This is a genomic window from Kluyvera sp. 1366 (genome assembly GCF_054823405.1).
Window position 1 is genome coordinate 1 of sequence record NZ_JBTRDW010000010.1, and the last position, 23,833, is coordinate 23,833.

General features: G+C 50.6%; 41 protein-coding genes and 1 pseudogene. 7 read left to right on the forward strand and 35 right to left on the reverse strand.

Going from position 1 to position 23,833, the window contains the following annotated elements; translation table 11 throughout:
* Positions 1 to 278: hypothetical protein (locus ACVLVH_RS20205; RefSeq protein ID WP_498950000.1), on the forward strand; the 278-nt coding region annotated here is incomplete at its 5' end.
* 37 nt (positions 279 to 315) lie between these two features.
* Positions 316 to 870, forward strand: coding sequence for a gamma carbonic anhydrase family protein (locus ACVLVH_RS20210; RefSeq protein WP_137386627.1), 555 nt, complete (start codon positions 316 to 318; stop codon positions 868 to 870).
* A 9-nt stretch (positions 871 to 879) separates the two neighbouring features.
* Here the strand turns inward: ACVLVH_RS20210 and aroE are convergent, their stop codons facing one another.
* Genes aroE through dprA form a run of 5 tightly spaced genes read right to left on the reverse strand, consistent with a single transcriptional unit; the run spans position 880 to position 4,428 of the window.
* Positions 880 to 1,701: a shikimate dehydrogenase gene (gene aroE / locus ACVLVH_RS20215; RefSeq protein ID WP_498950001.1), complete on the reverse strand. Its 822-nt coding sequence runs from the start codon at positions 1,699 to 1,701 to the stop codon at positions 880 to 882.
* A gap of 3 nt (positions 1,702 to 1,704) precedes the next feature.
* The gene (tsaC, locus tag ACVLVH_RS20220; RefSeq protein ID WP_192414906.1) at positions 1,705 to 2,280 is read right to left on the reverse strand and encodes an L-threonylcarbamoyladenylate synthase type 1 TsaC; all 576 of its coding nucleotides are present in this window, start codon (positions 2,278 to 2,280) and stop codon (positions 1,705 to 1,707) included.
* Positions 2,277 to 2,831, reverse strand: a complete 555-nt coding sequence (locus ACVLVH_RS20225; RefSeq protein WP_192414903.1) for a DNA topoisomerase family protein — start codon at positions 2,829 to 2,831, stop codon at positions 2,277 to 2,279. The genes tsaC and ACVLVH_RS20225 overlap by 4 nt, the downstream gene beginning before the upstream one ends.
* 27 nt (positions 2,832 to 2,858) lie before the next feature.
* Positions 2,859 to 3,332, reverse strand: a complete 474-nt coding sequence (gene smg, locus ACVLVH_RS20230) for a DUF494 family protein Smg (protein ID WP_007891699.1) — start codon at positions 3,330 to 3,332, stop codon at positions 2,859 to 2,861.
* Positions 3,304 to 4,428 (reverse strand): DNA-protecting protein DprA, encoded by a 1,125-nt coding sequence (dprA, locus tag ACVLVH_RS20235; RefSeq protein WP_110867590.1) that lies wholly within the window; start codon positions 4,426 to 4,428, stop codon positions 3,304 to 3,306. The genes smg and dprA overlap by 29 nt, the downstream gene beginning before the upstream one ends.
* A 115-nt stretch (positions 4,429 to 4,543) precedes the next feature.
* On the opposite strand from dprA, the gene def reads away from it, so the two are divergent.
* From def to mscL, 5 genes are all read left to right on the forward strand, one after another.
* The gene (def, locus tag ACVLVH_RS20240) at positions 4,544 to 5,056 is read left to right on the forward strand and encodes a peptide deformylase (RefSeq protein ID WP_008104717.1); all 513 of its coding nucleotides are present in this window, start codon (positions 4,544 to 4,546) and stop codon (positions 5,054 to 5,056) included.
* A gap of 21 nt (positions 5,057 to 5,077) precedes the next feature.
* On the forward strand, positions 5,078 to 6,022 hold the full coding sequence (fmt, locus tag ACVLVH_RS20245; RefSeq protein WP_192414900.1) for a methionyl-tRNA formyltransferase: 945 nt from the start codon (positions 5,078 to 5,080) through the stop codon (positions 6,020 to 6,022).
* A 45-nt stretch (positions 6,023 to 6,067) separates the two neighbouring features.
* Positions 6,068 to 7,354, forward strand: coding sequence for a 16S rRNA (cytosine(967)-C(5))-methyltransferase RsmB (rsmB, locus tag ACVLVH_RS20250; protein ID WP_192414897.1), 1,287 nt, complete (start codon positions 6,068 to 6,070; stop codon positions 7,352 to 7,354).
* 31 nt (positions 7,355 to 7,385) lie between these two features.
* Complete coding sequence (gene trkA, locus ACVLVH_RS20255) at positions 7,386 to 8,762, forward strand: Trk system potassium transporter TrkA (RefSeq protein WP_007891694.1); 1,377 nt, start codon at positions 7,386 to 7,388, stop codon at positions 8,760 to 8,762.
* 110 nt (positions 8,763 to 8,872) lie between these two features.
* On the forward strand, positions 8,873 to 9,286 hold the full coding sequence (mscL, locus tag ACVLVH_RS20260; RefSeq protein WP_007891693.1) for a large-conductance mechanosensitive channel protein MscL: 414 nt from the start codon (positions 8,873 to 8,875) through the stop codon (positions 9,284 to 9,286).
* A gap of 44 nt (positions 9,287 to 9,330) precedes the next feature.
* On the opposite strand, the pseudogene ACVLVH_RS20265 reads toward mscL, so the two are convergent.
* The 30 genes and pseudogenes from ACVLVH_RS20265 to rplC form a co-directional block, all read right to left on the reverse strand.
* Positions 9,331 to 9,522: pseudogene (locus ACVLVH_RS20265) on the reverse strand (alternative ribosome-rescue factor A); the annotation flags it as partial.
* A gap of 50 nt (positions 9,523 to 9,572) precedes the next feature.
* Complete coding sequence (gene zntR, locus ACVLVH_RS20270) at positions 9,573 to 10,010, reverse strand: Zn(2+)-responsive transcriptional regulator (protein WP_192414892.1); 438 nt, start codon at positions 10,008 to 10,010, stop codon at positions 9,573 to 9,575.
* A gap of 1 nt (position 10,011) precedes the next feature.
* On the reverse strand, positions 10,012 to 10,383 hold the full coding sequence (locus tag ACVLVH_RS20275; protein WP_192414889.1) for a DnaJ family domain-containing protein: 372 nt from the start codon (positions 10,381 to 10,383) through the stop codon (positions 10,012 to 10,014).
* A 113-nt stretch (positions 10,384 to 10,496) separates the two neighbouring features.
* A complete protein-coding gene (gene rplQ / locus ACVLVH_RS20280) occupies positions 10,497 to 10,883 on the reverse strand; it encodes a 50S ribosomal protein L17 (RefSeq protein ID WP_008104728.1) in 387 nt (128 codons plus the stop codon).
* A gap of 40 nt (positions 10,884 to 10,923) precedes the next feature.
* Positions 10,924 to 11,913, reverse strand: coding sequence for a DNA-directed RNA polymerase subunit alpha (locus ACVLVH_RS20285; protein ID WP_007891688.1), 990 nt, complete (start codon positions 11,911 to 11,913; stop codon positions 10,924 to 10,926).
* A gap of 25 nt (positions 11,914 to 11,938) precedes the next feature.
* The gene (gene rpsD, locus ACVLVH_RS20290; protein ID WP_007891687.1) at positions 11,939 to 12,559 is read right to left on the reverse strand and encodes a 30S ribosomal protein S4; all 621 of its coding nucleotides are present in this window, start codon (positions 12,557 to 12,559) and stop codon (positions 11,939 to 11,941) included.
* 32 nt (positions 12,560 to 12,591) lie between these two features.
* Positions 12,592 to 12,981 carry a 30S ribosomal protein S11 gene (rpsK, locus tag ACVLVH_RS20295; RefSeq protein ID WP_004160563.1) on the reverse strand — a complete coding sequence of 130 codons (390 nt, stop codon included), beginning with the start codon at positions 12,979 to 12,981 and terminating at the stop codon, positions 12,592 to 12,594.
* A gap of 16 nt (positions 12,982 to 12,997) precedes the next feature.
* Complete coding sequence (gene rpsM / locus ACVLVH_RS20300; protein WP_034830736.1) at positions 12,998 to 13,354, reverse strand: 30S ribosomal protein S13; 357 nt, start codon at positions 13,352 to 13,354, stop codon at positions 12,998 to 13,000.
* Between the two features lie 146 nt (positions 13,355 to 13,500).
* Positions 13,501 to 13,617 carry a 50S ribosomal protein L36 gene (gene rpmJ / locus ACVLVH_RS20305; RefSeq protein ID WP_004160566.1) on the reverse strand — a complete coding sequence of 39 codons (117 nt, stop codon included), beginning with the start codon at positions 13,615 to 13,617 and terminating at the stop codon, positions 13,501 to 13,503.
* Between the two features lie 32 nt (positions 13,618 to 13,649).
* Positions 13,650 to 14,981 (reverse strand): preprotein translocase subunit SecY, encoded by a 1,332-nt coding sequence (gene secY, locus ACVLVH_RS20310; RefSeq protein WP_007891686.1) that lies wholly within the window; start codon positions 14,979 to 14,981, stop codon positions 13,650 to 13,652.
* 7 nt (positions 14,982 to 14,988) lie between these two features.
* Positions 14,989 to 15,423 carry a 50S ribosomal protein L15 gene (rplO, locus tag ACVLVH_RS20315; RefSeq protein WP_007891684.1) on the reverse strand — a complete coding sequence of 145 codons (435 nt, stop codon included), beginning with the start codon at positions 15,421 to 15,423 and terminating at the stop codon, positions 14,989 to 14,991.
* Positions 15,424 to 15,426: 3 nt separating this feature from the next.
* Positions 15,427 to 15,606: a 50S ribosomal protein L30 gene (gene rpmD, locus ACVLVH_RS20320; RefSeq protein WP_007891681.1), complete on the reverse strand. Its 180-nt coding sequence runs from the start codon at positions 15,604 to 15,606 to the stop codon at positions 15,427 to 15,429.
* A 5-nt stretch (positions 15,607 to 15,611) separates the two neighbouring features.
* Entirely contained in the window at positions 15,612 to 16,112 is a 501-nt protein-coding gene (gene rpsE / locus ACVLVH_RS20325) for a 30S ribosomal protein S5 (RefSeq protein WP_007891679.1), read from the reverse strand.
* A 14-nt stretch (positions 16,113 to 16,126) separates the two neighbouring features.
* Positions 16,127 to 16,480, reverse strand: a complete 354-nt coding sequence (gene rplR / locus ACVLVH_RS20330) for a 50S ribosomal protein L18 (protein WP_008104733.1) — start codon at positions 16,478 to 16,480, stop codon at positions 16,127 to 16,129.
* 9 nt (positions 16,481 to 16,489) lie between these two features.
* Positions 16,490 to 17,023: a 50S ribosomal protein L6 gene (gene rplF, locus ACVLVH_RS20335; protein WP_008104735.1), complete on the reverse strand. Its 534-nt coding sequence runs from the start codon at positions 17,021 to 17,023 to the stop codon at positions 16,490 to 16,492.
* Between the two features lie 13 nt (positions 17,024 to 17,036).
* On the reverse strand, positions 17,037 to 17,429 hold the full coding sequence (rpsH, locus tag ACVLVH_RS20340; protein ID WP_007891668.1) for a 30S ribosomal protein S8: 393 nt from the start codon (positions 17,427 to 17,429) through the stop codon (positions 17,037 to 17,039).
* A gap of 32 nt (positions 17,430 to 17,461) precedes the next feature.
* Entirely contained in the window at positions 17,462 to 17,767 is a 306-nt protein-coding gene (gene rpsN / locus ACVLVH_RS20345; RefSeq protein ID WP_007891666.1) for a 30S ribosomal protein S14, read from the reverse strand.
* 14 nt (positions 17,768 to 17,781) lie between these two features.
* A complete protein-coding gene (gene rplE / locus ACVLVH_RS20350) occupies positions 17,782 to 18,321 on the reverse strand; it encodes a 50S ribosomal protein L5 (protein WP_007891665.1) in 540 nt (179 codons plus the stop codon).
* Positions 18,322 to 18,335: 14 nt separating this feature from the next.
* Entirely contained in the window at positions 18,336 to 18,650 is a 315-nt protein-coding gene (gene rplX, locus ACVLVH_RS20355; protein WP_007891664.1) for a 50S ribosomal protein L24, read from the reverse strand.
* A gap of 10 nt (positions 18,651 to 18,660) precedes the next feature.
* Positions 18,661 to 19,032, reverse strand: coding sequence for a 50S ribosomal protein L14 (gene rplN / locus ACVLVH_RS20360; protein ID WP_006120590.1), 372 nt, complete (start codon positions 19,030 to 19,032; stop codon positions 18,661 to 18,663).
* 169 nt (positions 19,033 to 19,201) lie between these two features.
* Positions 19,202 to 19,456: a 30S ribosomal protein S17 gene (rpsQ, locus tag ACVLVH_RS20365; RefSeq protein WP_007891663.1), complete on the reverse strand. Its 255-nt coding sequence runs from the start codon at positions 19,454 to 19,456 to the stop codon at positions 19,202 to 19,204.
* The gene (gene rpmC, locus ACVLVH_RS20370) at positions 19,456 to 19,644 is read right to left on the reverse strand and encodes a 50S ribosomal protein L29 (protein WP_007891662.1); all 189 of its coding nucleotides are present in this window, start codon (positions 19,642 to 19,644) and stop codon (positions 19,456 to 19,458) included. The genes rpsQ and rpmC overlap by 1 nt, the downstream gene beginning before the upstream one ends.
* Positions 19,644 to 20,054 carry a 50S ribosomal protein L16 gene (rplP, locus tag ACVLVH_RS20375; RefSeq protein ID WP_015962145.1) on the reverse strand — a complete coding sequence of 137 codons (411 nt, stop codon included), beginning with the start codon at positions 20,052 to 20,054 and terminating at the stop codon, positions 19,644 to 19,646. Before rplP ends, rpmC begins: the two co-directional genes overlap by 1 nt.
* Before the next feature lie 12 nt (positions 20,055 to 20,066).
* Positions 20,067 to 20,765: a 30S ribosomal protein S3 gene (gene rpsC / locus ACVLVH_RS20380; protein WP_007891660.1), complete on the reverse strand. Its 699-nt coding sequence runs from the start codon at positions 20,763 to 20,765 to the stop codon at positions 20,067 to 20,069.
* Between the two features lie 17 nt (positions 20,766 to 20,782).
* The gene (rplV, locus tag ACVLVH_RS20385; protein WP_007891659.1) at positions 20,783 to 21,115 is read right to left on the reverse strand and encodes a 50S ribosomal protein L22; all 333 of its coding nucleotides are present in this window, start codon (positions 21,113 to 21,115) and stop codon (positions 20,783 to 20,785) included.
* Positions 21,116 to 21,128: 13 nt separating this feature from the next.
* On the reverse strand, positions 21,129 to 21,407 hold the full coding sequence (rpsS, locus tag ACVLVH_RS20390; RefSeq protein WP_001138115.1) for a 30S ribosomal protein S19: 279 nt from the start codon (positions 21,405 to 21,407) through the stop codon (positions 21,129 to 21,131).
* A gap of 16 nt (positions 21,408 to 21,423) precedes the next feature.
* A complete protein-coding gene (rplB, locus tag ACVLVH_RS20395) occupies positions 21,424 to 22,245 on the reverse strand; it encodes a 50S ribosomal protein L2 (RefSeq protein WP_007891654.1) in 822 nt (273 codons plus the stop codon).
* Between the two features lie 17 nt (positions 22,246 to 22,262).
* Entirely contained in the window at positions 22,263 to 22,565 is a 303-nt protein-coding gene (rplW, locus tag ACVLVH_RS20400; protein WP_007891652.1) for a 50S ribosomal protein L23, read from the reverse strand.
* A complete protein-coding gene (gene rplD / locus ACVLVH_RS20405) occupies positions 22,562 to 23,167 on the reverse strand; it encodes a 50S ribosomal protein L4 (protein WP_007891650.1) in 606 nt (201 codons plus the stop codon). The genes rplW and rplD overlap by 4 nt, the downstream gene beginning before the upstream one ends.
* A 10-nt stretch (positions 23,168 to 23,177) precedes the next feature.
* Entirely contained in the window at positions 23,178 to 23,804 is a 627-nt protein-coding gene (gene rplC / locus ACVLVH_RS20410) for a 50S ribosomal protein L3 (protein WP_008104741.1), read from the reverse strand.
* Positions 23,805 to 23,833: the final 29 nt, after the last annotated feature.

Here is a 23,833-nt window from a genome sequence, read left to right on the forward strand (position 1 = left end):
GGCTGAACCGTCTGTCGCGAGGTGGCGTATACTACGCTACTCTCCTTCGGAGTCAAACACTTTTTTCAGCGTTTTTATCCGGCGGGATGAATTTCTTCACTCCCTGCCAAGCCGTCTGCGTTGCCGCTTTGCCGTCTCAGTGGTGGCGCATTATAGGGATCCGAATTTTTTGCACAACCCCTTTTTTCGATCTTTTTAATCGACTGGCGAGTTTTCACTCTTTTCGCTGCGATCGCGAGCGATCCGCTCAAAAATCATCTTGTTTATCCGCCTTTTAAGCCGCAGGCTTGGGTAAAAACGTAAAAGGAGAAGATCATGTCCACAGCCCTACGACCTTATAAGAACCATTTCCCGCAACAAGGCGATCGCGTGATGATCGATAACAGCAGCGTGGTGGTGGGTGAAGTACAACTCGACGATGACGTTAGCATCTGGCCGCTGGTTGCGATTCGTGGTGACGTCAATAAAGTGGTGATAGGCAAAAGAAGCAATATTCAGGATGGCAGCGTACTGCACGTCACTCACAAGTCCAGCAGCAATCCGGAAGGTTATCCGCTGATTGTTGGCGAAGATGTCACGGTAGGGCATAAAGCGATGCTGCACGGCTGTACTATCGGCAATCGCGTACTGGTTGGAATGGGATCCATTCTGCTGGACGGCGTGATCGTTGAAGATGATGTGATGATTGGCGCTGGCAGTTTGGTGCCGCCAGGTAAACGACTGGAAAGTGGCTACCTGTATTTAGGCAGCCCGGTTAAGCAAGTCCGCCCACTCAGTGAAGCGGAAATCGCCGGGCTGCTTTACTCATCCAATAACTATGTCGGTTGGAAGAATGAATATCTCTCTCAGGAAAGCCAATCTCATTCCTGATAGCCAATTTTATCCCTGCTGCATCGACTGCTTTAGTTTGGCTATCACTGGCGTGATCTCTGGCATCACGCCATGCCATAAATGGAAAGCGTGAGCGGCTTGCCCTACTAACATGCCAACACCATCCGCCAGCTGCTGCGCGCCCTGCTGCTGGCACCACAGTAAGAATGGCGTCAAACCTTGTTGATAAAACATGTCATAACAACGCGTTTGCGCATTAATTAGCGATGTGGCTAACGCCGGAACTTTGCCATCAACACCGCTCGAGGTCGCATTAATGATCAGATTAAATTGCTGATCCACTAATTGCTCAAAGCTGGCCGCTTTGATATCCCCGCTATGCTGGAAAATCTCTGCCAGCTGCTCGGCGCGTGCCACGGTGCGATTCACTACCACCAGCGAACATCCGAATGAAAGCAGCGGCAGGATTACGCCACGCGCAGCACCACCGGCGCCCACCAGCAGAATTCGATCGCCTGGATGGATCATCTGCAGTCGTTCCAGATCGCTGAGCAAGCCGATGCCATCGGTGTTATCGCCGAAGATCTTGCTCTGCGCATCTTTCTTTAACGTATTAACCGCACCAGACAATGCCGCACGCTCGCTAAGCTCATCGGCAAATTCCCACGCCTGCTGTTTAAAAGGCAGCGTGACATTGGCACCTTTGCCGCCATGCGCAAAAAAATCGGCGATCGACTGAGGAAAACCCTCAAGTGGCGCGCACTCCTTGCCATATTGATGCTCAATGCCGGTTTGCTCAGCGAACAAGCTATGAATGAAAGGAGATTTGCTATGCGCAATTGGGTGACCAAAAACGGCAAAATTTTCCATGCGTTAGCCCTGACGAATAAGTTCACCGCTAATAACGTCGCGGATTTCAGAAGGATTCAGTCGCCCACCCGTTTCAGCATGTAAGACTGGGAACTGCGGACCAAATTGCTCAGCAACCTCTTCCACATTACGACAAGGTGGTTCGCCGGAAAGATTGGCGCTGGTCGAAACCAGAGGTTTACCAAAACCGCGACACAAAGCCTGTACGTCCGGATGATCGCTAACGCGAATGGCCAGTGAGTCAAAACGCCCCGTTAACCAACGCGGCGTATGTGGCGAAGCTGGCACTACATAGGTTACCGGGCCAGGCCAACTGGCAAACATACGCTCGCGCTGCAGCACAGAGAGTTCACGGTCGGCGATATAAGGTTCCAGCTGCGCGTAATCGGCTGCAATCAAAATGAGTCCCTTCTCGACTGGACGCTGCTTGAGCGCCAAAAGCGCCATTACGGCATTCTCGCTGTCGGGATCGCAGCCCAATCCAAATACGGCTTCGGTTGGATAGGCGATAACTTCCTGTTGCTGTAGCCTCTCAATGCAAAAATCGAGACTACCCGCTGAATACTGGCTTGGCTTCATGATGATGATGCGTCCTGGACGATGGGCTTACCGCAGCGTTTGCTGGCGCAGAAGCGCTTCATGCCTTGTGCGGTTTTCTTCTCTATTAATAAAGGGAACTGGCAATGCGGGCAAACGCCTTCGACCGGCGCTGCGTTAAGGACAAACTGGCAATCTGGATAACGATCGCAAGAGTAGAAGGTTTTGCCATAGCGCGAGCGCCGCTGTACCAGTTTACCGCTCTGACATTGCGGACAGGCGATAGCTGTTTCATCAGGCTTGTCGATGGTTTCGGTGTAATCACATTCCGGGTAGTGACTGCAACCCACGAACATGCCAAATCGCCCCTGACGCAGAACTTTGTCTGCGCCACACTGAGGGCATGCATGGCCTTCCAGCACTTTAACAACGTGCCCATCTCCCTGACTTTTCAGCGGGCGAATGTAATCGCAGGTTGGATAATTTACACACCCCAGAAAAGGGCCGTGTTTGCCGGAACGTATGACTAATTCTGCCCCGCAAGCGGGGCAGAGATCGTGTTTAGGCACGGAAAATAGTGCTGATTTACTCATATTACCGGTTGCATCAATCGCAAATTATTAATGCAGCATACCTTCATTGACGTCGAATAACAGTTCTTCCATTTGCTGATAGGCGTTTTCACATCCTGGGATGTTAAATAGCACCATCAACACCACCCATTTGAGATCTTCAAGATCGAATTCGAGGGTATCAAGGGCCATTACACGTTCGATGACCATTTCGCGCGTTTCCATATTCAGCACCTGGACCTGTTCCAGGAACAAAATAAAACCGCGACATTCTGCATCTAAGCGCTGGTTTTCCTCTTCGGTATAGATTCGCATTGAGAGCGGATCGTTTGCCATGAGTACTGGCGCAACTAAGCCTTCCTGATAATCCGCTAACCGCTCAAGCCAATTCAACGCATTGTAGATATCTTCACGATGAAAACCGGCATCGGTTAAATCATCGGTCAATTTATCCTGATCAACGCGCATTTCAGCTTCGTTGTGGATATACGTCTCAAACAAGTACATAAGTACGTCGAACATGGCATGCCCTCCTCAATCGGACATAGCCGCCGGGTACAGCTGCGATCCATCCTGCTAACTCCAGCTCCAGCAGGTGAGCTGCGATAACTGGCACAGGTTGGCCGGCACGTTCAGCGACGACGTCAACAGGTGTAACCTCATCACCTACGTTAGCCAACACAGTTGCAAATGGCAATGGCACATCGTCACTGTGTTGTGAATATATTGTTTCTGAACTGCTATCAGGCAACCATTGCAGCGTTGAATGTAAATCTTCAAGGATATTGTTAGGATGCGCCACCAGCAGCGCGCCTTGCTGGATAAGCCAGTGCGTACCTTCACTACCCGGATTGCCTAGCGCGCCGGGTAATGCATAAACGTTACGATTTTGTTCCAAAGCGTAGCGTGCCGTCACCAGCGAACCGCTTTTTAACGTGGCTTCAACTACCAGTACGCCAAGACTTAAACCACTGATGATGCGATTACGCCGCGGAAAGTTAACCGCATGCGGTGCCGTATCAAGGGGAAATTCCGAGATCAGTGCCCCACCGCCAGCGATGATCTCACGTGCTAACGCTTGATGACTTTTAGGGTAGATATGCTGCAGACCGCTGCCTAATACTGCAACGGTCTTGCCCTGCACTTCTAACGCGGCCCGATGCGCCACGCCATCGATTCCGCGTGCAAGGCCGCTGGTGATGGTCAATCCACTTAGCGCTAATTGCTGCGTAAACCAGCTTCCCCATTGCTTACCATAATGCGTGCAGTGACGGCTGCCCACGACACCGAGTTGGGGCGTCTGCAAGATGTCCATATTTCCCGCGACATACAGCAATGAGGGACGTCGACTGATTTCCGCTAACGCCGAGGGATAATGTTCGTCGATACAGGTAACTACATGATGCTGTTCATCCTCCAGCCATAGATGTGTTCGTGCTAACTGGCGTGGACAAAGCTCTTTAAACTGTTGTCGCTGGGTTTCGTTTAATCCCTGATCCAGTAAAAGATCGTCATCAACCTGAGCATTATCCTGCAATGCCTCAGCTAAATGTCTGACAACTCCAGAGCTTAAGCCTTTCACATTTGCCAGCCTGAGCATCCATTCAATTCTCTCCATGCTGCACTCCCTGTCAGCCGCGCTATCATGCGGTGCAATGCTGTCAATCAGACATCAAAAAGTCTACAATATGAGGCAGTAATCTTTTCTTCAACGCATACAGATCTGGATATTTATGTCAGTTTTGCAGGTATTACATTTCCCTGATGATCGCCTTCGCAAAATCGCTGCGCCGGTGGCAACCGTAAACGCAGACGTGCAGCGTATTGTCGACGACATGTTTGAAACCATGTACGCCGAAGAAGGTATTGGCTTAGCGGCGACCCAAGTCGATATTCATCAGCGCATCATTGTTATTGATGTTTCTGAAAACCGTGACGAGCGTTTGGTGCTGATTAATCCGGAACTGCTGGAAAAAAGCGGTGAAACCGGTATTGAAGAAGGCTGCCTTTCCATTCCTGAGCAACGTGCTTTTGTGCCGCGCGCAGAGTGGGTCAAAGTGCGTGCGCAGGATCGTGACGGCAAAAGCTTCGAGCTGGAAACCGACGGTCTGCTGGCGATTTGCATCCAGCATGAAATCGATCATCTCGATGGCAAACTTTTCATTGATTATCTGTCGCCACTGAAACGTCAGCGTATCAAACAGAAACTGGAAAAATTGGCCCGCCTAAACGCACGCGAAGATTAAGTGCTCATTGAAGGTTAAACTGTGTCTGCACCGCTCAAAATTATCTTTGCCGGTACACCTGACTTTGCAGCGCGTCATTTAGACGCGCTACTTGCTTCTGAGCATCAGGTTGTTGGCGTCTTTACCCAGCCCGATCGTCCAGCCGGACGCGGCAATAAGCTTACGTCAAGCCCGGTCAAAGTCCTGGCACATACGCACGATATTCCTGTATTTCAGCCGAAATCCCTGAAGCCTGAAGAGAACCAGCATCTGGTTGCCGATCTGCAGGCCGATATCATGGTGGTGGTCGCTTATGGCTTGATCCTGCCAAAAGCCGTGCTGGCGATGCCGCGCCTGGGTTGTATCAATGTGCATGGTTCGCTGCTGCCACGCTGGCGCGGTGCTGCACCCATCCAACGCTCTCTCTGGGCTGGCGATACCGAAACCGGTGTCACCATTATGCAGATGGATGTTGGCCTCGATACCGGCGACATGCTGCATAAACTCTCCTGCCCGATTACGGCTGAAGACACCAGCGCGTCGCTGTATGAGAAGCTGGCGCAACTCGGCCCGCAAGGCATGCTGTTAACGCTGGATCTGCTGGCAAGCGGTAATGCCAGGCCAGAAGTTCAGGATGAAGCGCTGGTCTCTTATGCTGAGAAACTGAGTAAAGAAGAAGCGCGTCTTGATTGGTCACTTTCAGCAGCGCAGTTGGAACGTTGTATTCGTGCCTTCAATCCATGGCCAATGAGCTATTTCATGATTGAAGAGCAACCGGTAAAAGTCTGGCAGGCAACGGTTTTGCCGCATCAGAACAAGCAACCCGGTGAAATCGTCCTTGCAGATAAACAAGGCATTCAGATCGCAACGGCCGATGGTGTGCTGAATCTGGTATCGCTGCAACCTGCCGGTAAAAAAGCCATGTCCGCTCAGGACCTGCTCAATTCGCGCCGCGAATGGTTCGTACCTGGAACCGTTCTGGCCTGATCCTCCAAGCCCGGTTTGACCGGGCTTTTTGTTTGATGAAATAACATGAAAAAAGCTACCAACTTGCGCAGCCTGGCCGCGCAACTCATTGAACGCGTTGTGGACAAAGGCGAATCGCTGAGTGCCATTTTGCCGGGCGCGCAAAAGAACCTATCCGATAAAGATGGCGCGCTGCTGCAAGAACTCTGTTTTGGCGTGATGCGCACGCTGCCGCAGCTGGAAGCCTTAATCGGCAAACTGATGGAGCGCACCTTAACCGGTAAGCAGCGAGTGTTGCATTATCTGTTGATGGTTGGCCTCTATCAGCTGCTATATACCCGCGTGCCGGCCCATGCGGCACTGGCAGAAACCGTGGCGGGTGCTGAAGTGCTGAAGCGCACGGCTTTAAAAGGCCTGTTAAATGGCGTGTTGCGCCAGTTCCTGCGCCAGCAAGAAGCGCTGTTAGCCGAAGTCGATCAGGGCTCGCAACGTTACTGGCATCCAGGCTGGTTGCTGAAACGTCTGCAAGCGGCATGGCCAGAACAGTGGCAACAGATTGTTGAAGCTAACAATCAGCGACCGCCGATGTGGCTGCGCGTCAATCGCCAGCATTACAATCGCGATGCCTGGCTGGCGCTATTGCAGGCAGAAGAGAAAGTTGCTTTTCCTGGCGATGCACAAGATGCATTGCGACTGGAATCACCCGCTCCAGTCAGCCAGCTGCCGGGTTTCGATCAAGGTTGGGTGACGGTGCAGGATCTTTCTGCACAACGTTGCGCACTGCTGCTGGAGCCAAAAAATGGGGAAACTATTCTCGATCTCTGTGCTGCTCCGGGTGGTAAAACCACGCATATCCTCGAAATCGCCCCGCAGGCCAAAGTCTTAGCCGTCGATGTTGACCCGCAACGCCTGCTCCGTGTGCATGAAAACTTACAGCGCCTGGGCATGCAGGCCGAAGTGCGTCAGGGTGATGGTCGTACACCGGCAGAATGGTGTGGTGATATGCAGTTTGATCGTATCCTGCTCGATGCGCCCTGCTCTGCCACAGGCGTTATTCGCCGCCATCCAGACATCAAGTGGCTACGTCGCGATCGTGATATTCCTGAGCTGGCGAATCTACAGTGCGAAATACTTGAGGCCGTCTGGCCGCGTCTAAAATCTGGCGGCACGATGATATATGCCACCTGCTCAATATTGCCGGAAGAGAATCACAATCAAATCAGTGCCTTTTTGGCAGCGCACAGCGACGCCGTGGCCGAGACGTTACCACAGGGCCAGGATAATGGCTGGCAGGTTTTCCCGACCATCGATGGCGGCGACGGCTTCTTCTACGCTAAGCTGATGAAAAAATAGTGCTGCGCACACTGACAAGAGCATCTAAGCCATGAAAATCATTATCCTCGGCGCCGGCCAGGTCGGCGGAACCCTGGCAGAAAATCTGGTCGGGGAAAATAACGATATCACCGTCGTCGATAGCGATGCGACGCGTTTACGCGTATTGCAGGACAAATTTGATCTGCGCGTCGTGCATGGTCACGGATCACATCCGCGTATTTTGCGTGAAGCCGGTGCTGAAGATGCAGATATGCTGGTGGCGGTAACCAACTCCGATGAAACTAACATGGTGGCTTGTCAGATTGCGTATTCCCTTTTCAATACGCCCAATCGCATCGCGCGTATTCGCGCCGCTGAATACTTACGCGATGCTGAGAAGCTGTTTGTACCTGAAGCCGTACCAATTGATCATCTGATCTCTCCTGAGCAGTTGGTCATCGACAATATCTACCGCCTGATTCAGTATCCTGGCGCACTTCAGGTAGTGAATTTTGCCGAAGGCAAAGTGAGCCTCGCAGTGGTAAAAGCCTATTATGGCGGACCGCTGGTCGGGAATCCTTTGTCGATCATGCGTGAACATATGCCGCATATTGATACGCGAGTCGCGGCGATTTTTCGTCAGGATCGCCCCATTCGTCCCCAGGGTTCTACGATTGTGGAAGCCGGCGATGAAGTGTTCTTTATTGCCGCGAGCCAACATATCCGCGCAGTGATGAGTGAAATGCAGCGTCTGGAAAAACCGTATAAGCGCATCATGTTAGTTGGCGGCGGCAATATCGGCTTTGGATTGGCGCAGCGCCTGGAAAAACAGTACAGCGTCAAGTTGATTGAACGTAATCAACAGCGCGCGGCAGAACTAGCAGAACGCTTGCACGATACTATCGTGTTTTACGGTGATGCCTCGGATCAGGAATTGCTGGCCGAAGAGCATGTCGATCAGGTGGATCTCTTCATCGCGGTCACTAACGACGATGAAGCCAATATTATGTCGGCCATGCTGGCTAAGAAAATGGGCGCGAAAAAAGTAATGGTGCTGATCCAGCGCCGCGCCTACGTCGATCTTGTTCAAGGTAGCGTGATCGATATTGCGATCTCGCCGCAACAAGCCACGATCTCGGCGCTGCTAAGTCACGTACGTAAAGCCGATATCGTGGGCGTGTCCTCACTGCGTCGCGGTATTGCAGAAGCAATCGAAGCGATCGCACACGGCGATGAAACCACCTCACGCGTGGTTGGGCGTTTGATAGAAGATATTAAGTTGCCACCGGGAACCATTATCGGTGCTGTGGTGCGCGGTGATGAGGTGATCATCGCCAATGATAACGTGCGCGTCGAACAGGGCGATCACGTAATTATGTTCCTGACGGATAAGAAGTTTGTGCCCGATGTTGAGCGCCTGTTCCAGCCAAGTCCATTCTTCTTGTAAAAGCTGCGGGCGAAAGCCCGCCGTGAAAATTTCGCTTAATCCATTGTTCTAATGGCAAATGCACAAAGGTTTGTTAGACTTTAGCCATTGGCCAAGGCAAGGAGATAACAATGAGTTTATTCAAAGAGTTTCGTGATTTTGCAATGCGCGGGAACGTGGTTGATCTGGCGGTAGGTGTCATTATCGGTGCCGCTTTTGGTAAGATTGTTTCTTCACTGGTCGCCAATATCATCATGCCGCCACTTGGCTTGCTGATTGGTGGCGTCGATTTCAAACAGTTCAAATGGATATTAAAACCGGCAGAAGGTGATATTCCTGCTGTGGTAATGGAGTACGGTAACTTTATTCAGACCGTGTTCGATTTCGTTATTGTTGCCTTCGCGATATTCCTGGCAATTAAAGTAATGAATAAGCTGTATCAGAAAAAAGAAGTTGAGAAAGCGGCACCCAAGCCGACGAATGAAGAGTTGCTGCTCACTGAAATCCGTGACCTGTTAAAACAACAAAATCACGATAAATTATAATGAAAAAGCCGCCCAAGTAAGGCGGCTTTTTTGTCTTTAAAGAAGAAGGCCAGTGATAAACTTTTCTGCTTATCACTGGCCTCCCAGTTACGTCCTTTGCCATGTTTGTCTTTACGTTGATAGCTGCCCTTTCCTTTCTGATTCTTCTCAATGCGCTGCCTAAACAGTGGATCATGTAATAATGCTTCCAGTGCATTATCGTTGATTTTACCTTTTTGGTGCTGATAGCGAGTCATCTCGTCCTCCGGTTATTAACGGCGCAACTATATTCCTTCCAGCGCAAAATTCAATCCTTACTACAACAAATTTCAGGCTGCGGCTCCTCACCTCTCTCCAGAGCTTCAAGTATTGAACAGCAAGTGCTGCTATGTATGTCGCCGCAGCAGGTTTCAGCTAAACGATGCAATGAACGTTGAATCGTCTGTAGTTCTGCAATCATGCCATTCACTTCATCCAATCGTTTCGCCACAATGGCTTTGGATTCCTGGCAAGTATGATGTTCAGGATCGATGCGGATCGACAATAAACCACGGATTGACTCTAAGCTAAAGCCGAGTTGGCGACCATAACGAATAAAACGCAGCCGCTGTAAATCATCGTCGCTATAAAGACGAAAACCGCCCTCAGTGCGTACCTCATGATTCATCATCTGCTGTTTTTCATAAAAGCGGATGGTGTCTGGCGTCACATCCGCCATTTTTGCCAGTTGGCCAATCCGAAACATGCTATTTCTCCCGCTGCAAATGATGATGGATGTTATCGCTATACTCGCCGCGCAAAAATTCGGTACTGATTCCGGCTTGCTGGAGTTTTATTTCTAGCAAAGCTAAGCGTTTCGACAGTTCTCGCGCCTTGCCATCGTCAGGATCCAGTTCGCGTAGCAGATCGTTTATCGCCAATGCTTCTCGACGCAATTCAAGTTCCGGAGGTAAGTAACCAGAGTTTTTCAACAGCCGATATGCCGTGCGCAGTTCAACAGGCACTCCGCTGTCATCATCTAGCTGTAAAGGTGCACCTTCGCCCGGCAAATTACTCAGCTCACCCTTTTCCTGAGCTTCACGTATATGTTGCTCTACAAGTTGATCAATTAGCCACATAAGGGAGTTCCTGATGGGTGTATCAGCCATCAGCATAGCGAAAGGGGAGTAAATGGAAAGGAATTACGGACAATAAAAAACCCGCCGAAGCGGGTTTTTTACGATACTGCAAATTACTCTGCAGTAGCTTCTGCTTGAGCTTCTGGACGATCAACCAGCTCGATGTAAGCCATCGGAGCGTTGTCACCAGCACGGAAGCCACACTTCAAAATGCGAGTGTAACCACCGGCACGGCTCGCGAAACGCGGGCCCAGCTCGTTAAACAGTTTTGCCACGATCTCGTTATCACGAGTGCGGGCGAATGCCAGACGACGATTAGCTACGCTGTCGGTCTTGGCAAGAGTAATCAGCGGCTCAACTACGCGGCGCAGCTCTTTGGCTTTCGGCAGAGTCGTCTTAATGATCTCATGACGAACCAGAGAACCAGCCATGTTGCGGAACATAGCCTGACGATGGCTGCTGTTGCGGTTCAGTTGACGACCACTCTTACGATGGCGCATGACCTTATCCTTCTCAGTGAAACCTTAACCTGTGATCGGTTTATTCATCAGCAATGCTTGCTGGTGGCCAGTTTTCCAGGCGCATGCCCAGAGACAAACCACGTGAAGCAAGCACATCTTTAATCTCGGTAAGAGATTTTTTACCCAGGTTAGGCGTTTTAAGCAGCTCAACCTCGGTACGCTGTACCAGATCACCGATGTAGTGGATAGCTTCTGCCTTGAGGCAGTTAGCAGAGCGGACAGTCAATTCCAGATCGTCAACAGGGCGCAGCAGGATCGGATCGAATTCTGGTTTCTCTTCTTTTACTTCCGGCTGACGTACATCACGTAAGTCAACGAAAGCTTCCAGTTGTTCTGCCAGGATGGTTGCCGCACGACGAATCGCCTCTTCAGGATCGATTGTGCCGTTGGTTTCCATTTCGATGACCAGCTTGTCCAGGTCGGTACGCTGTTCTACACGCGCTGCTTCAACATTGTAGGCAATACGGTCTACAGGGCTGTAGCAAGCGTCAACCAACAGACGGCCGATTGGGCGCTCATCTTCTTCCGAATGAATTCGGGCAGAAGCCGGCACATAACCACGACCACGCTGAACTTTGATACGCATGCTAATAGATGCGTTTTCATCGGTCAGGTGGCAGATCACATGCTGCGGCTTGACGATTTCAACATCACCGTCGTGGGTGATGTCGGCTGCAGTCACAGGGCCAATGCCAGATTTATTCAGAGTAAGGATGACTTCATCTTTACCTTGAACTCTTACCGCCAACCCTTTCAGGTTAAGCAGGATTTCCAGGATATCTTCCTGTACGCCCTCTTTGGTGGAGTACTCATGAAGCACACCATCAATCTCAACCTCGGTCACCGCGCAACCCGGCATGGAAGAAAGCAGAATACGGCGCAGTGCGTTGCCAAGAGTATGGCCAAAGCCACGCTCTAACGGCTCAAGGGTCACCTTGGCGTGCGTCGAACTCACTTGCTCGATATCTACCAGGCGCGGTTTTAGAAACTCTGTCACAGAACCCTGCATTGTGTCCTCTCTTTGGTACTAAGCTTTACTTAGAGTAAAGCTCGACGATCAGGTGTTCGTTAATGTCCGCAGACAGATCAGTACGTTCAGGAATACGCTTGAACACACCTTCCATCTTAGTAGCATCAACTTCCAGCCAGGTTGGCTTTTCACGCTGCTCAGCCAGCTCCAGAGCGGCCTTCACGCGAGATTGCTGTTTGGCTTTCTCACGGATGCTTACGACATCATTCGGAGATACCTGATAAGAAGCGATGTTAACAACGCGACCGTTCACCAGGATAGATTTATGGCTAACCAGCTGACGTGCTTCTGCACGAGTGGCGCCAAAGCCCATACGGTAAACAACGTTATCCAGACGGCCTTCCAGCAGGGCCAGCAGGTTTTCACCTGTGTTGCCTTTCAGACGTGCTGCTTCTTTATAGTAGTTGCGGAACTGACGCTCCAGCACGCCGTACATACGACGAACTTTCTGCTTTTCACGCAACTGGCCGCCGTAGTCAGACAGACGCGGTTTACGCGCACCATGCTGACCAGGTGGTTGTTCAATTTTGCACTTGGTATCGATCGCGCGAACGCCAGACTTAAGGAATAAGTCGGTACCCTCACGACGGCTCAGCTTGAGCTTAGGACCCAAATATCTTGCCATTTTCTTTCTCCAACTAACCTAAAAACGGGCGATTAAACGCGACGTTTTTTCGGCGGACGACAACCGTTGTGAGGGATTGGAGTCACATCAGTAATATTAGTGATGCGGAAACCAGCAGCGTTCAGAGCACGAATTGTTGATTCGCGTCCTGGACCCGGACCCTTAACCATAACTTCCAGATTCTTAATACCGTAATCTTTCACTGCTTCTGCACAGCGCTCTGCAGCTACCTGAGCAGCAAACGGAGTAGATTTACGTGAACCGCGGAAACCGGAACCACCGGCGGTTGCCCAACCCAGTGCGTTACCCTGACGATCAGTAATTGTAACGATGGTGTTGTTAAAAGATGCATGGACATGAGCCACGCCATCTGAGACTTGTTTTCTTACACGCTTACGTGCACGAACTGGTGCCTTTGCCATTATTTACTCACCCCGATTATTTCTTGATCGGTTTACGCGGACCCTTACGGGTACGTGCATTGGTCTTAGTACGCTGACCGCGAACTGGCAGACCACGACGATGGCGTAAACCACGATAGCAACCAAGGTCCATCAGACGCTTGATGCTCAGGGTGATTTCACGGCGCAGATCACCTTCAACAACGAATTTACCAACTGCTTCACGCAGCTGTTCAATTTGTTCTTCAGACAGCTCTCTGATCTTAACATTTTCAGCAATACCCGTTGAAGCGCAGATGGCTTTAGAACGAGTTTTACCGATACCGAAAATCGAAGTTAATGCGATAACGGTATGTTTTTGATCAGGAATGTTAATGCCTGCTATACGGGCCACTATGCACTCCTATAATTAAACAAATGCGTCCCATGCTGAAAAGCCCGTTTTCAGGATACTCAAATGGTAACGCATCGACATACAAAAGATTGGCTGGCTAATCTAGCCAGCTCAACCCGACTTTGCAAGAAAAATATGTGACAATATCAGCCTTGGCGCTGTTTATGCTTTGGCTCGGCGCTGCAGATCACACGTACGACACCGTCGCGGCGAATGATTTTGCAGTTACGACATAATTTCTTGACGGAAGCACGAACTTTCATTTTTACTCTCCGTAACTTCTCAAGCACCCGAATTAACGGCCGTAGCCCTTCAGGTTAGCTTTCTTCAATGCAGACTCGTACTGACTCGACATCATCAGAGTTTGCACTTGAGCCATAAAGTCCATGATGACGACCACTACGATGAGCAGCGATGTGCCGCCAAAGTAGAATGGAACTTTCATAGCATCACGCATGAACTCCGGGATCAGGCAGATAAAAGTAATATACAGTGCGCCGATTAAGGTCAGACGTGTCATTACTTTATCGATGTACTTCGCCGTTTGCTCTCCCGGACGAATTCCCGGTACGAATGCACCAGACTTCTTCAGGTTATCTGCTGTTTCACGTGGGTTGAAGACCAACGCCGTGTAGAAGAAACAGAAGAAGATGATTGCAGTCGCATAGAGTAGCACATAAAGCGGCTGTCCTGGTTGCAAATACAGCGAAATTGTTGTCAGCCAGTTCCAACCGGTACCGCCCCCGAACCATGATGCTATGGTCGCCGGGAACAGAATAATGCTGGAAGCAAAAATAGCTGGGATTACGCCCGCCATATTCACTTTCAACGGTAAATGTGTGCTCTGTGCAGCATATACACGACGGCCTTGCTGACGTTTAGCGTAGTTGACCACAATGCGGCGCTGGCCACGCTCGACGAAAATAACAAAGAACGTCACTGCAAATACTAGAACTGCAACCAACAGCAACAGAAGGAAGTGCAGGTCACCTTGCCGCGCTTGCTCGATGGTATGGCCAATGGCCGGCGGGAGTCCCGCAACAATACCTGCGAAGATAATGATCGAGATACCGTTACCGATACCTCGTTCAGTAATCTGTTCGCCCAGCCACATCAGGAACATTGTCCCAGTAACCAGACTTACAACAGCGGTAAAGTAGAATGCAAAGCCTGGATTCATTACCAGCCCCTGCATTCCAGGCATATTCGGTAAACCGGTAGCAATACCGATCGACTGGAATACAGCCAGAACCAGTGTGCCGTAGCGAGTGTACTGGCTAATCTTGCGACGACCAGCTTCACCCTCTTTCTTAATCTCAGCTAACGCTGGATGAACCACCGTCAGCAGCTGGATAATAATGGAGGCCGAAATATACGGCATAATACCCAGAGCGAAGATTGAGGCACGACTGAGAGCACCACCAGAGAACATGTTGAACATTTCAATGATGGTGCCACGCTGTTGCTCAAGCAGTTTGGCAAGTACAGTGGCATCGATACCGGGGATTGGAATAAAAGAGCCAATTCGGAAGACAATGAGTGCACCGATTACAAACAACAGTCTGCGCTTCAGTTCACCAAAGCCACCTTTGGCACTTTGAAAATCTAATCCCGGTTGCTTTGCCATCTGCTACTTATTCCTCGATTTTACCGCCAGCAGCTTCGATTGCAGCACGAGCACCTTTGGTGACACGCAGACCGCGAACCGTTACCGGTGCAGAAACTTCACCAGAAAGAATCACTTTCGCGAATTCAATCTGAACACCGATAATATTGGCCGCTTTCAGCGTATTCAGGTCAACAATACCGCCTTCAACTTTCGCCAGATCAGACAGACGAACTTCTGTCGTGATCATTGCTTTGCGAGAGGTGAAACCGAATTTCGGCAGACGACGGTACAGAGGCATCTGACCACCCTCGAAACCGCGACGTACGCCACCGCCAGAACGAGAGTTCTGACCTTTGTGACCACGACCACCAGTTTTACCGAGGCCAGAACCGATACCACGACCCAGACGCTTAGAAGCGTGTTTAGACCCTTCGGCCGGAGACAGAGTGTTTAAACGCATCTCTTACTCCTCCACTTTCAGCATGTAGGAAATCGCGTTAATCATACCGCGTACAGCAGGCGTATCTTCACGCTCAACGGTGTGATTGATGCGACGCAGACCCAAGCCAACCAGAGTCGCTTTGTGCTTAGGCAGGCGGCCGATTGAACTGCGGGTTTGTGTAATTTTAATTGTCTTAGCCATCGTGATTACCCCAGAATTTCTTCAACGGATTTACCACGCTTGGCAGCGACCATTTCCGGAGAATTCATATTGCCCAGGCCATCGATAGTTGCACGAACCACGTTAATCGGGTTGGTAGAACCATACGCTTTAGCCAGAACGTTATGTACTCCAGCAACTTCTAAAACGGCGCGCATTGCACCGCCGGCGATGATACCGGTACCTTCAGAAGCTGGCTGCATGAACACACGAGAACCTGTGTGAGCACCTTTAACAGGGTGCTGCAGGGTGCCGTGAGTCAGCGCGACGTTAATCATATTGCGACGGGCTTTCTCCATCGCTTTCTGGATCGCTGCTGGAACTTCACGCGCTTTACCGTAACCAAAACCAACGCGGCCGTTACCATCACCCACTACAGTCAGTGCGGTGAAGGAGAAAATACGACCACCTTTTACAGTTTTAGATACACGGTTTACCGCGATCAGTTTTTCCTGCAGTTCGCCAGCTTGTTTCTCGATGTTTGACATCTTAGACCTCTACCTTAGAACTGAAGGCCAGCTTCACGGGCAGCATCTGCCAGTGCCTGGACACGACCATGATATTGGAACCCGGAACGGTCGAAAGAGACATTAGTAATGCCTTTCTCAACAGCGCGCTCAGCCAGAGCTTTACCTACAGCTGCAGCGGCGTCTTTGTTACCGGTATACTTCAGTTGTTCGGCAATAGCTTTTTCTACAGTAGAAGCAGCAACCAGAACTTCGGAACCGTTCGGGGCGATCACCTGTGCGTAGATATGACGCGGGGTACGATGTACCACCAGGCGAGTAGCACCCAGCTCTTTGAGCTTGCGACGTGCACGGGTCGCACGACGGATACGAGCAGATTTCTTATCCATAGTGTTACCTTACTTCTTCTTAGCCTCTTTGGTACGCACGACTTCGTCGGCGTAACGAACACCCTTGCCTTTATAAGGCTCAGGACGACGGTAGGCGCGCAGATCAGCTGCAACCTGACCAATCAGCTGTTTATCAGCGCCTTTCAGCACGATCTCAGTCTGAGTTGGACATTCAGCAGTGATGCCGGCCGGCAGTGCATGGTCAACAGGGTGAGAGAAGCCCAGGGCCAAGCTCACAGAGTTGCCTTTAACAGCTGCACGATAACCAACACCAACCAGTTGCAGCTTCTTGGTGAAGCCTTCGGTAACACCGATAACCATGCCGTTCAGCAGCGCACGAGCAGTACCTGCTTGTGCCCAACCATCCGCATAACCTTCGCGTGGAGCGAAAGTCAGGGCGTTGTCTGCATGCTTAACTTCTACAGCACTGTTGATAGTACGAGTCAGCTCGCCGTTTTTGCCTTTGATCGAAACTTCCTGACCGCTGAGTTTTACCTCTACGCCCGCAGGAACAACGACAGGTGCTTTTGCAACACGAGACATTTTATTCCTCCGATTACGCTACGTAGCAGATAATTTCGCCACCAAGACCAGCCTGGCGCGCTGCACGATCAGTCATGACACCTTTAGAGGTAGAGATTACAGCGATGCCCAGACCAGCCATTACTTTTGGCAGCTCATCTTTTTTCTTATAGATGCGCAGACCTGGACGACTAACACGCTGAATGCTCTCTACCACAGCCTTGCCCTGGAAATACTTTAAAGTAACTTCCAGTTCAGACTTGATATCGCCTTCGATTTTAAAATCTTCAATATAGCCTTCTTCCTTCAGCACGTTGGCAATTGCCACTTTCAGCTTGGAGGAAGGCATAGAGACCGCAACTTTGTTCGCGGCCTGACCGTTACGGATACGGGTCAGCATATCCGCGATCGGATCTTGCATGCTCATCTGTGTTACTCCCGTGATTCAAATGGTGACAATTACCAGCTAGCCTTTTTAAGACCCGGGATTTCACCGCGCATTGCGGCTTCACGGACCTTGATACGGCTCAACCCAAACTTCCGCAAGAAACCGTGCGGACGACCTGTCTGACGGCAGCGGTTACGCTGACGGGAAGGGCTGGAATCACGCGGCAGACTCTGCAGCTTGAGAACGGCATCCCAACGATCTTCGTCGGATGCGTTCACATCAGAAATGATCGCTTTCAGTTCAACGCGCTTGGCGAAGAACTTGTCTGCTAATTTCACACGCTTAACTTCGCGTGCTTTCATCGATTGCTTAGCCATTAAGTAACCCTACCTTACTTGCGGAATGGGAATTCAAAGGCAGCCAGCAGAGCACGGCCTTCATCATCAGATTTCGCAGTAGTGGTAATGGTAATATCCAAACCACGAACGCGATCGACTTTGTCATAATCGATTTCTGGGAAGATGATCTGCTCACGAACGCCCATGCTGTAGTTACCACGACCGTCGAACGACTTAGCAGATAAACCGCGGAAGTCACGAATACGTGGTACAGCAATAGTGATCAGACGCTCAAAGAACTCCCACATACGCTCACCGCGCAGAGTTACTTTACAGCCGATCGGATAGCCCTGACGGATTTTGAAGCCTGCAACTGATTTGCGTGCTTTGGTGATCAGCGGTTTTTGACCGGAGATTGCTGCCAGGTCAGCTGCTGCGTTATCCAGCAGTTTCTTGTCAGCGATCGCTTCACCAACACCCATGTTCAGGGTGATCTTCTCGACCCGAGGGACTTGCATGACAGAATTGTAGCCGAACTCTGTCATGAGTTTCTGGACTACTTCGTCTTTGTAGTAATCATGCAGTTTCGCCATCGTACTACTCCAAATTACTTGATAGTTTCGCTATTAGACTTGAAGAAACGGACTTTTTTGCCGTCTTCGAATCTAAAGCCTACACGGTCAGCCTTGCCGGTTGCCGCATTGAAGAGTGCAACGTTGGAAGCTTGAATAGCCGCTTCTTTTTCAACGATGCCACCTGGCTGGTTCAGGGCCGGAACCGGCTTCTGATGTTTCTTAACCAGGTTGATACCTTCAACGATGACTTTACCAGAAGTCAGGACGTTCTTTACTTTACCGCGTTTACCTTTGTCTTTGCCGGTAAGCACGATAACTTCGTCGTTACGACGGATTTTCGCTGCCATTGCTCGCTCCTTAGAGTACTTCTGGTGCCAGAGAGATAATTTTCATGAACTTTTCAGTACGAAGTTCACGAGTTACCGGCCCAAAAATACGCGTACCGATAGGTTGCTCGCTGTTATTGTTTAAAATAACGCATGCATTACCATCGAAGCGAATGACAGAACCGTCCGGGCGACGAACACCCTTCCTGGTGCGCACCACTACCGCTTTCAGGACATCACCTTTTTTCACCTTGCCACGAGGAATTGCTTCCTTGATGGTCACTTTGATGATATCGCCGACGCCTGCGTAGCGACGGTGCGAGCCACCCAGAACCTTGATACACATTACGCGACGTGCACCGGAGTTGTCGGCGACGTTCAGCATAGTCTGTTCTTGGATCATTTTAGTGCTCCGCTAATGTCAACTACTACTTCGGGACCCAAACCTCAGGTCGTTAAAAAGCCCCATAATTGAGGGCGCGGCATTATAACACCGGTTCTCGCACATGGGTAGAAAAAACGAACGGCTCAGACGAGCCGTTCGTTTTATTTTTTTGAGGAAACGGATTCTATTACAGAACCGCTTTCTCTACAACGCGAACCAGCGTCCAAGACTTAGTCTTGGACAGCGGACGGGTTTCGCGGATTTCAACCACGTCACCAATACCGCATTCGTTGTTCTCGTCATGGATGTGCAGCTTAGTCGTACGCTTGATGAATTTACCGTAGATCGGGTGTTTCACGACACGTTCGATAGCAACAACTGCAGATTTCTGCATTTTGTCACTAATAACACGACCCTGCAGAGTACGGATTTTATCGGTCATTACGCCGCCTTCTCAGTCAGTAAAGTCTTAACACGTGCAACATTACGGCGAACTTCTTTCAGCAGATGGGTTTGCTGAAGTTGGCCGGATGCTGCTTGCATGCGCAGGTTAAACTGCTCACGCAGCAGGTTAAGTAGCTCAGTGTTCAGCTCTTCAACGCTTTTTTCACGCAGCTCATTTGCTTTCATTACATCACCGTCTTAGTAACAAAGGTGGTTTTGATAGGCAGTTTTGCTGCTGCCAGCTTGAAGGCTTCACGGGCCAATTCTTCCGAAACTCCGTCCATTTCATACAGGACTTTACCCGGTTGAATGAGGGCAACCCAATACTCCACGTTACCCTTACCTTTACCCATACGCACTTCCAGCGGCTTCTCGGTAATTGGTTTGTCCGGGAATACACGGATCCAAATTTTACCTTGACGCTTAACTGCACGGGTCATAGCACGACGTGCTGCTTCGATCTGACGAGCAGTCAGACGACCACGGCCAACAGCTTTCAGACCGAAAGTACCGAAGCTGACATCCGTACCTTGCGCCAGACCACGGTTGCGGCCTTTGTGCACTTTACGGAATTTCGTACGCTTTGGTTGTAACATCAGCGACTCTCCTTACTTACGGCCTTTACGCTGCTGCTTTTTAGGTTGAGCAGCCGGTTCCGGTTGTTCAACAGCAGCCATACCACCCAGGATCTCGCCTTTGAAGATCCATACCTTAACGCCGATTACACCATAAGTGGTGTGCGCTTCAGAGGTGTTGTAGTCAATGTCTGCACGCAGTGTGTGCAACGGTACGCGACCTTCACGGTACCATTCGGTACGTGCGATCTCGGCACCGCCCAAACGGCCGCTGACTTCGACTTTAATACCCTTCGCGCCCAGACGCATTGCGTTCTGTACAGCACGCTTCATAGCACGACGGAACATCACACGACGCTCCAGCTGTGAAGTGATGCTATCAGCAACCAATTTAGCGTCCAGTTCCGGCTTACGGACTTCGGCGATGTTGATCTGTGCAGGAACGCCAGCGATTTTCGCGACGACCGTACGCAGTTTTTCTACGTCTTCACCTTTTTTACCGATAACGATACCCGGGCGAGCAGTATGAATAGTCACACGGATGCTCTTAGCCGGACGCTCGATAACGATACGAGATACAGACGCTTTAGACAGTTCCTTGGTCAGGAACTGACGGACTTTAAAATCGCTGTCCAGGTTGTCAGCGAATTCTTTGGTGTTCGCAAACCAGGTAGAGTTCCATGGTTTTACAATACCCAGGCGAATACCATTAGGATGTACTTTCTGACCCATTGCTAGTCTCCAGAGTCTCAGCGATCGGACACAACCACAGTAATGTGGCTGGTGCGCTTCAGGATGCGATCTGCACGACCTTTCGCACGCGGCATAATGCGCTTCATGCTTGGGCCTTCGTCTACGAAGATTTTCGCGACTTTCAGATCGTCGATATCAGCGCCATCGTTGTGTTCGGCGTTCGCAATGGCAGATTCCAGGACTTTCTTAACCAACACAGCAGCTTTCTTGTTGGTGTAGGTCAGAATATCCAGAGCCTGCGACACTTTCTTACCGCGAATCAGGTCTGCCACCAGGCGAACCTTCTGAGCAGAAGAACGAGCATGGCGATGTTGAGCAATAGTTTCCATCTCTTCCTCCTACTTATTTCTTCTTGGCTTTCTTATCTGCAGCATGGCCGCGATAAGTACGTGTCGGTGCAAATTCACCCAGTTTGTGGCCGACCATTTCGTCGGAAACAAAGACAGGAACGTGCTGACGACCATTATGGACAGCGATGGTCAAACCGATCATGTTAGGGAAGATCGTTGAACGACGGGACCAAGTGCGCAGGGGCTTCTTGTCACCGCTTTCCACCGCTTTCTCTACCTTCTTCAGCAAGTGCAGGTCAATAAAAGGACCTTTCTTGAGAGAACGTGGCATGGCTTATCCTCTAAAATTATTTGCTACGGCGACGTACGATAAATTTATCAGTACGCTTGTTGCTACGGGTCTTCTTACCTTTGGTCTGAACGCCCCACGGAGTTACCGGGTGCTTACCAAAGTTACGACCTTCACCACCACCGTGCGGGTGATCGACTGGGTTCATCGCAGTACCGCGAACGGTAGGACGAACACCACGCCAACGGGTTGCACCAGCTTTACCCAGTACGCGCAGCATGTGCTCAGAGTTGCCGACTTCGCCAAGAGTTGCACGACATTCGGATTCAACTTTGCGCATTTCGCCTGAACGCAGACGCAGGGTAACGTAGGAACCTTCACGCGCAACGATCTGCACGTAAGTACCAGCTGAGCGAGCAATCTGACCGCCTTTGCCTGGTTTCATTTCTACGTTATGAACGGTAGAACCCACCGGGATGTTACGCATCGGCAGGGTGTTACCTGCTTTAATCGCAGCATCAACGCCAGATTGAATCTGATCGCCGGCTTTCAGGCCTTTAGGGGCCAGGATGTAACGGCGCTCGCCATCTTTGTACAGAACCAGTGCGATGTTCGCAGAACGGTTCGGATCGTACTCAAGACGCTCAACAACTGCTGGGATACCATCTTTGTTGCGTTTGAAGTCAACAATACGGTAAGCCTGCTTGTGACCACCACCGATATGACGGGTAGTGATACGACCATTGTTGTTACGACCACCGGATTTGCTGTTTTTTTCTACCAGCGGAGCAAATGGTTTGCCCTTGTGCAGCTCTGGGTTCACCACTTTAACTACGTGGCGACGACCCGGAGATGTCGGTTTACATTTAACAACTGCCATTGTCTTTCTCCTCCGACTTACTCAGCGCCGCCGACGAAGTCCAGATTCTGGCCTTCCTTCAGGGTGACGTAAGCTTTTTTCCAGTCGCTACGACGACCGATACGCTGTCCGTGACGCTTAACTTTCCCTTTAACTACCAGGGTGTTTACGTCTTTAACTTCCACTTCGAACAGCTTCTCAACAGCAGCAACGATCTCTGCTTTGGTCGCGTCTTTAGCAACTTTGAGAACGATGGTATTGGTTTTTTCCATCGCAGTAGATGCTTTTTCTGATACGTGCGGTGCACGCACTACTTTCAGCAGACGTTCTTCACGGATCATGCCAGCATCTCCTCAACTTGCTTAACTGCTTCCGCAGTCATAACGACTTTGTCGAAGGCGATCAGGCTAACTGGGTCGATGCCCGCTGCATCACGCACGTCAACCTTGTACAGGTTACGCGCAGCCAGGAACAGATTCTCATCCAGTTCACCGGTGATGATCAGCACATCTTGCAGCGCCATGTCTTTCAGTTTCTGTACCAGCAGCTTAGTTTTAGGCGCTTCTACAGAGAACGTCTCGACAACGATCAGACGGTCCTGACGTACCAGCTCGGACAGGATGCTTTTCAGCGCGCCGCGGTACATCTTTTTGTTAACTTTTTGACTGTGGTCCTGTGGACGTGCAGCGAAGGTTACGCCACCCGAACGCCAGATCGGGCTCTTTACAGAACCTGAACGCGCACGGCCGGTACCTTTCTGGCGCCAAGGCTTTTTGCCTGAACCAGTAACTTCAGCACGAGTCTTCTGCGCGCGAGTACCCTGACGAGCACCAGCGGCATAAGCAACAACAACCTGGTGAACCAGCGCTTCGTTGAAATCACGACCGAAGGTAGTTTCGGAAACAGTCAGCGCGCTCTGCGCGTCTTTCAGTACTAATTCCATTGCTATCCCCTTACGCCTTCACAGCTGGTTTAACAATCAGATCGCACCCAGTTGCACCCGGGACGCCACCTTTGACCAGCAGCAGGTTGCGCTCAGCGTCAACACGTACTACTTCCAGGCTCTGAACGGTTACGCGCTCATTACCCAGCTGACCAGCCATTTTCTTGCCTTTGAACACTTTGCCCGGAGTCTGGTTCTGACCGATAGAACCCGGAACGCGGTGTGACAAGGAGTTACCGTGCGTAGCGTCCTGGGTACGGAAGTTCCAGCGCTTAACGGTACCTGCGAAACCTTTACCTTTAGAGGTACCGGTAACGTCTACTTTTTTAACGTCAGCGAAAATTTCAACACTGATGCTCTGGCCAACAGAGAAATCTTCACCTTCGGTGCGGAATTCCCACAGACCACGGCCAGCGTCAACGCCAGCTTTAGCAAAATGACCTGCTTCAGGCTTGCTCACACGGCTTGCTTTTTTAGCACCGGTGGTGACCTGAATAGCTTGGTAACCATCGTTGTCCAGGCCTTTGACCTGAGTAACGCGGTTTGCTTCAACTTCGATAACGGTTACTGGGATTGAAACGCCATCTTCAGTGAAGATGCGGGTCATACCCACTTTTTTACCGACTAAACCAATCATTGTATCAACCTCTCAATCGCTCGATGACC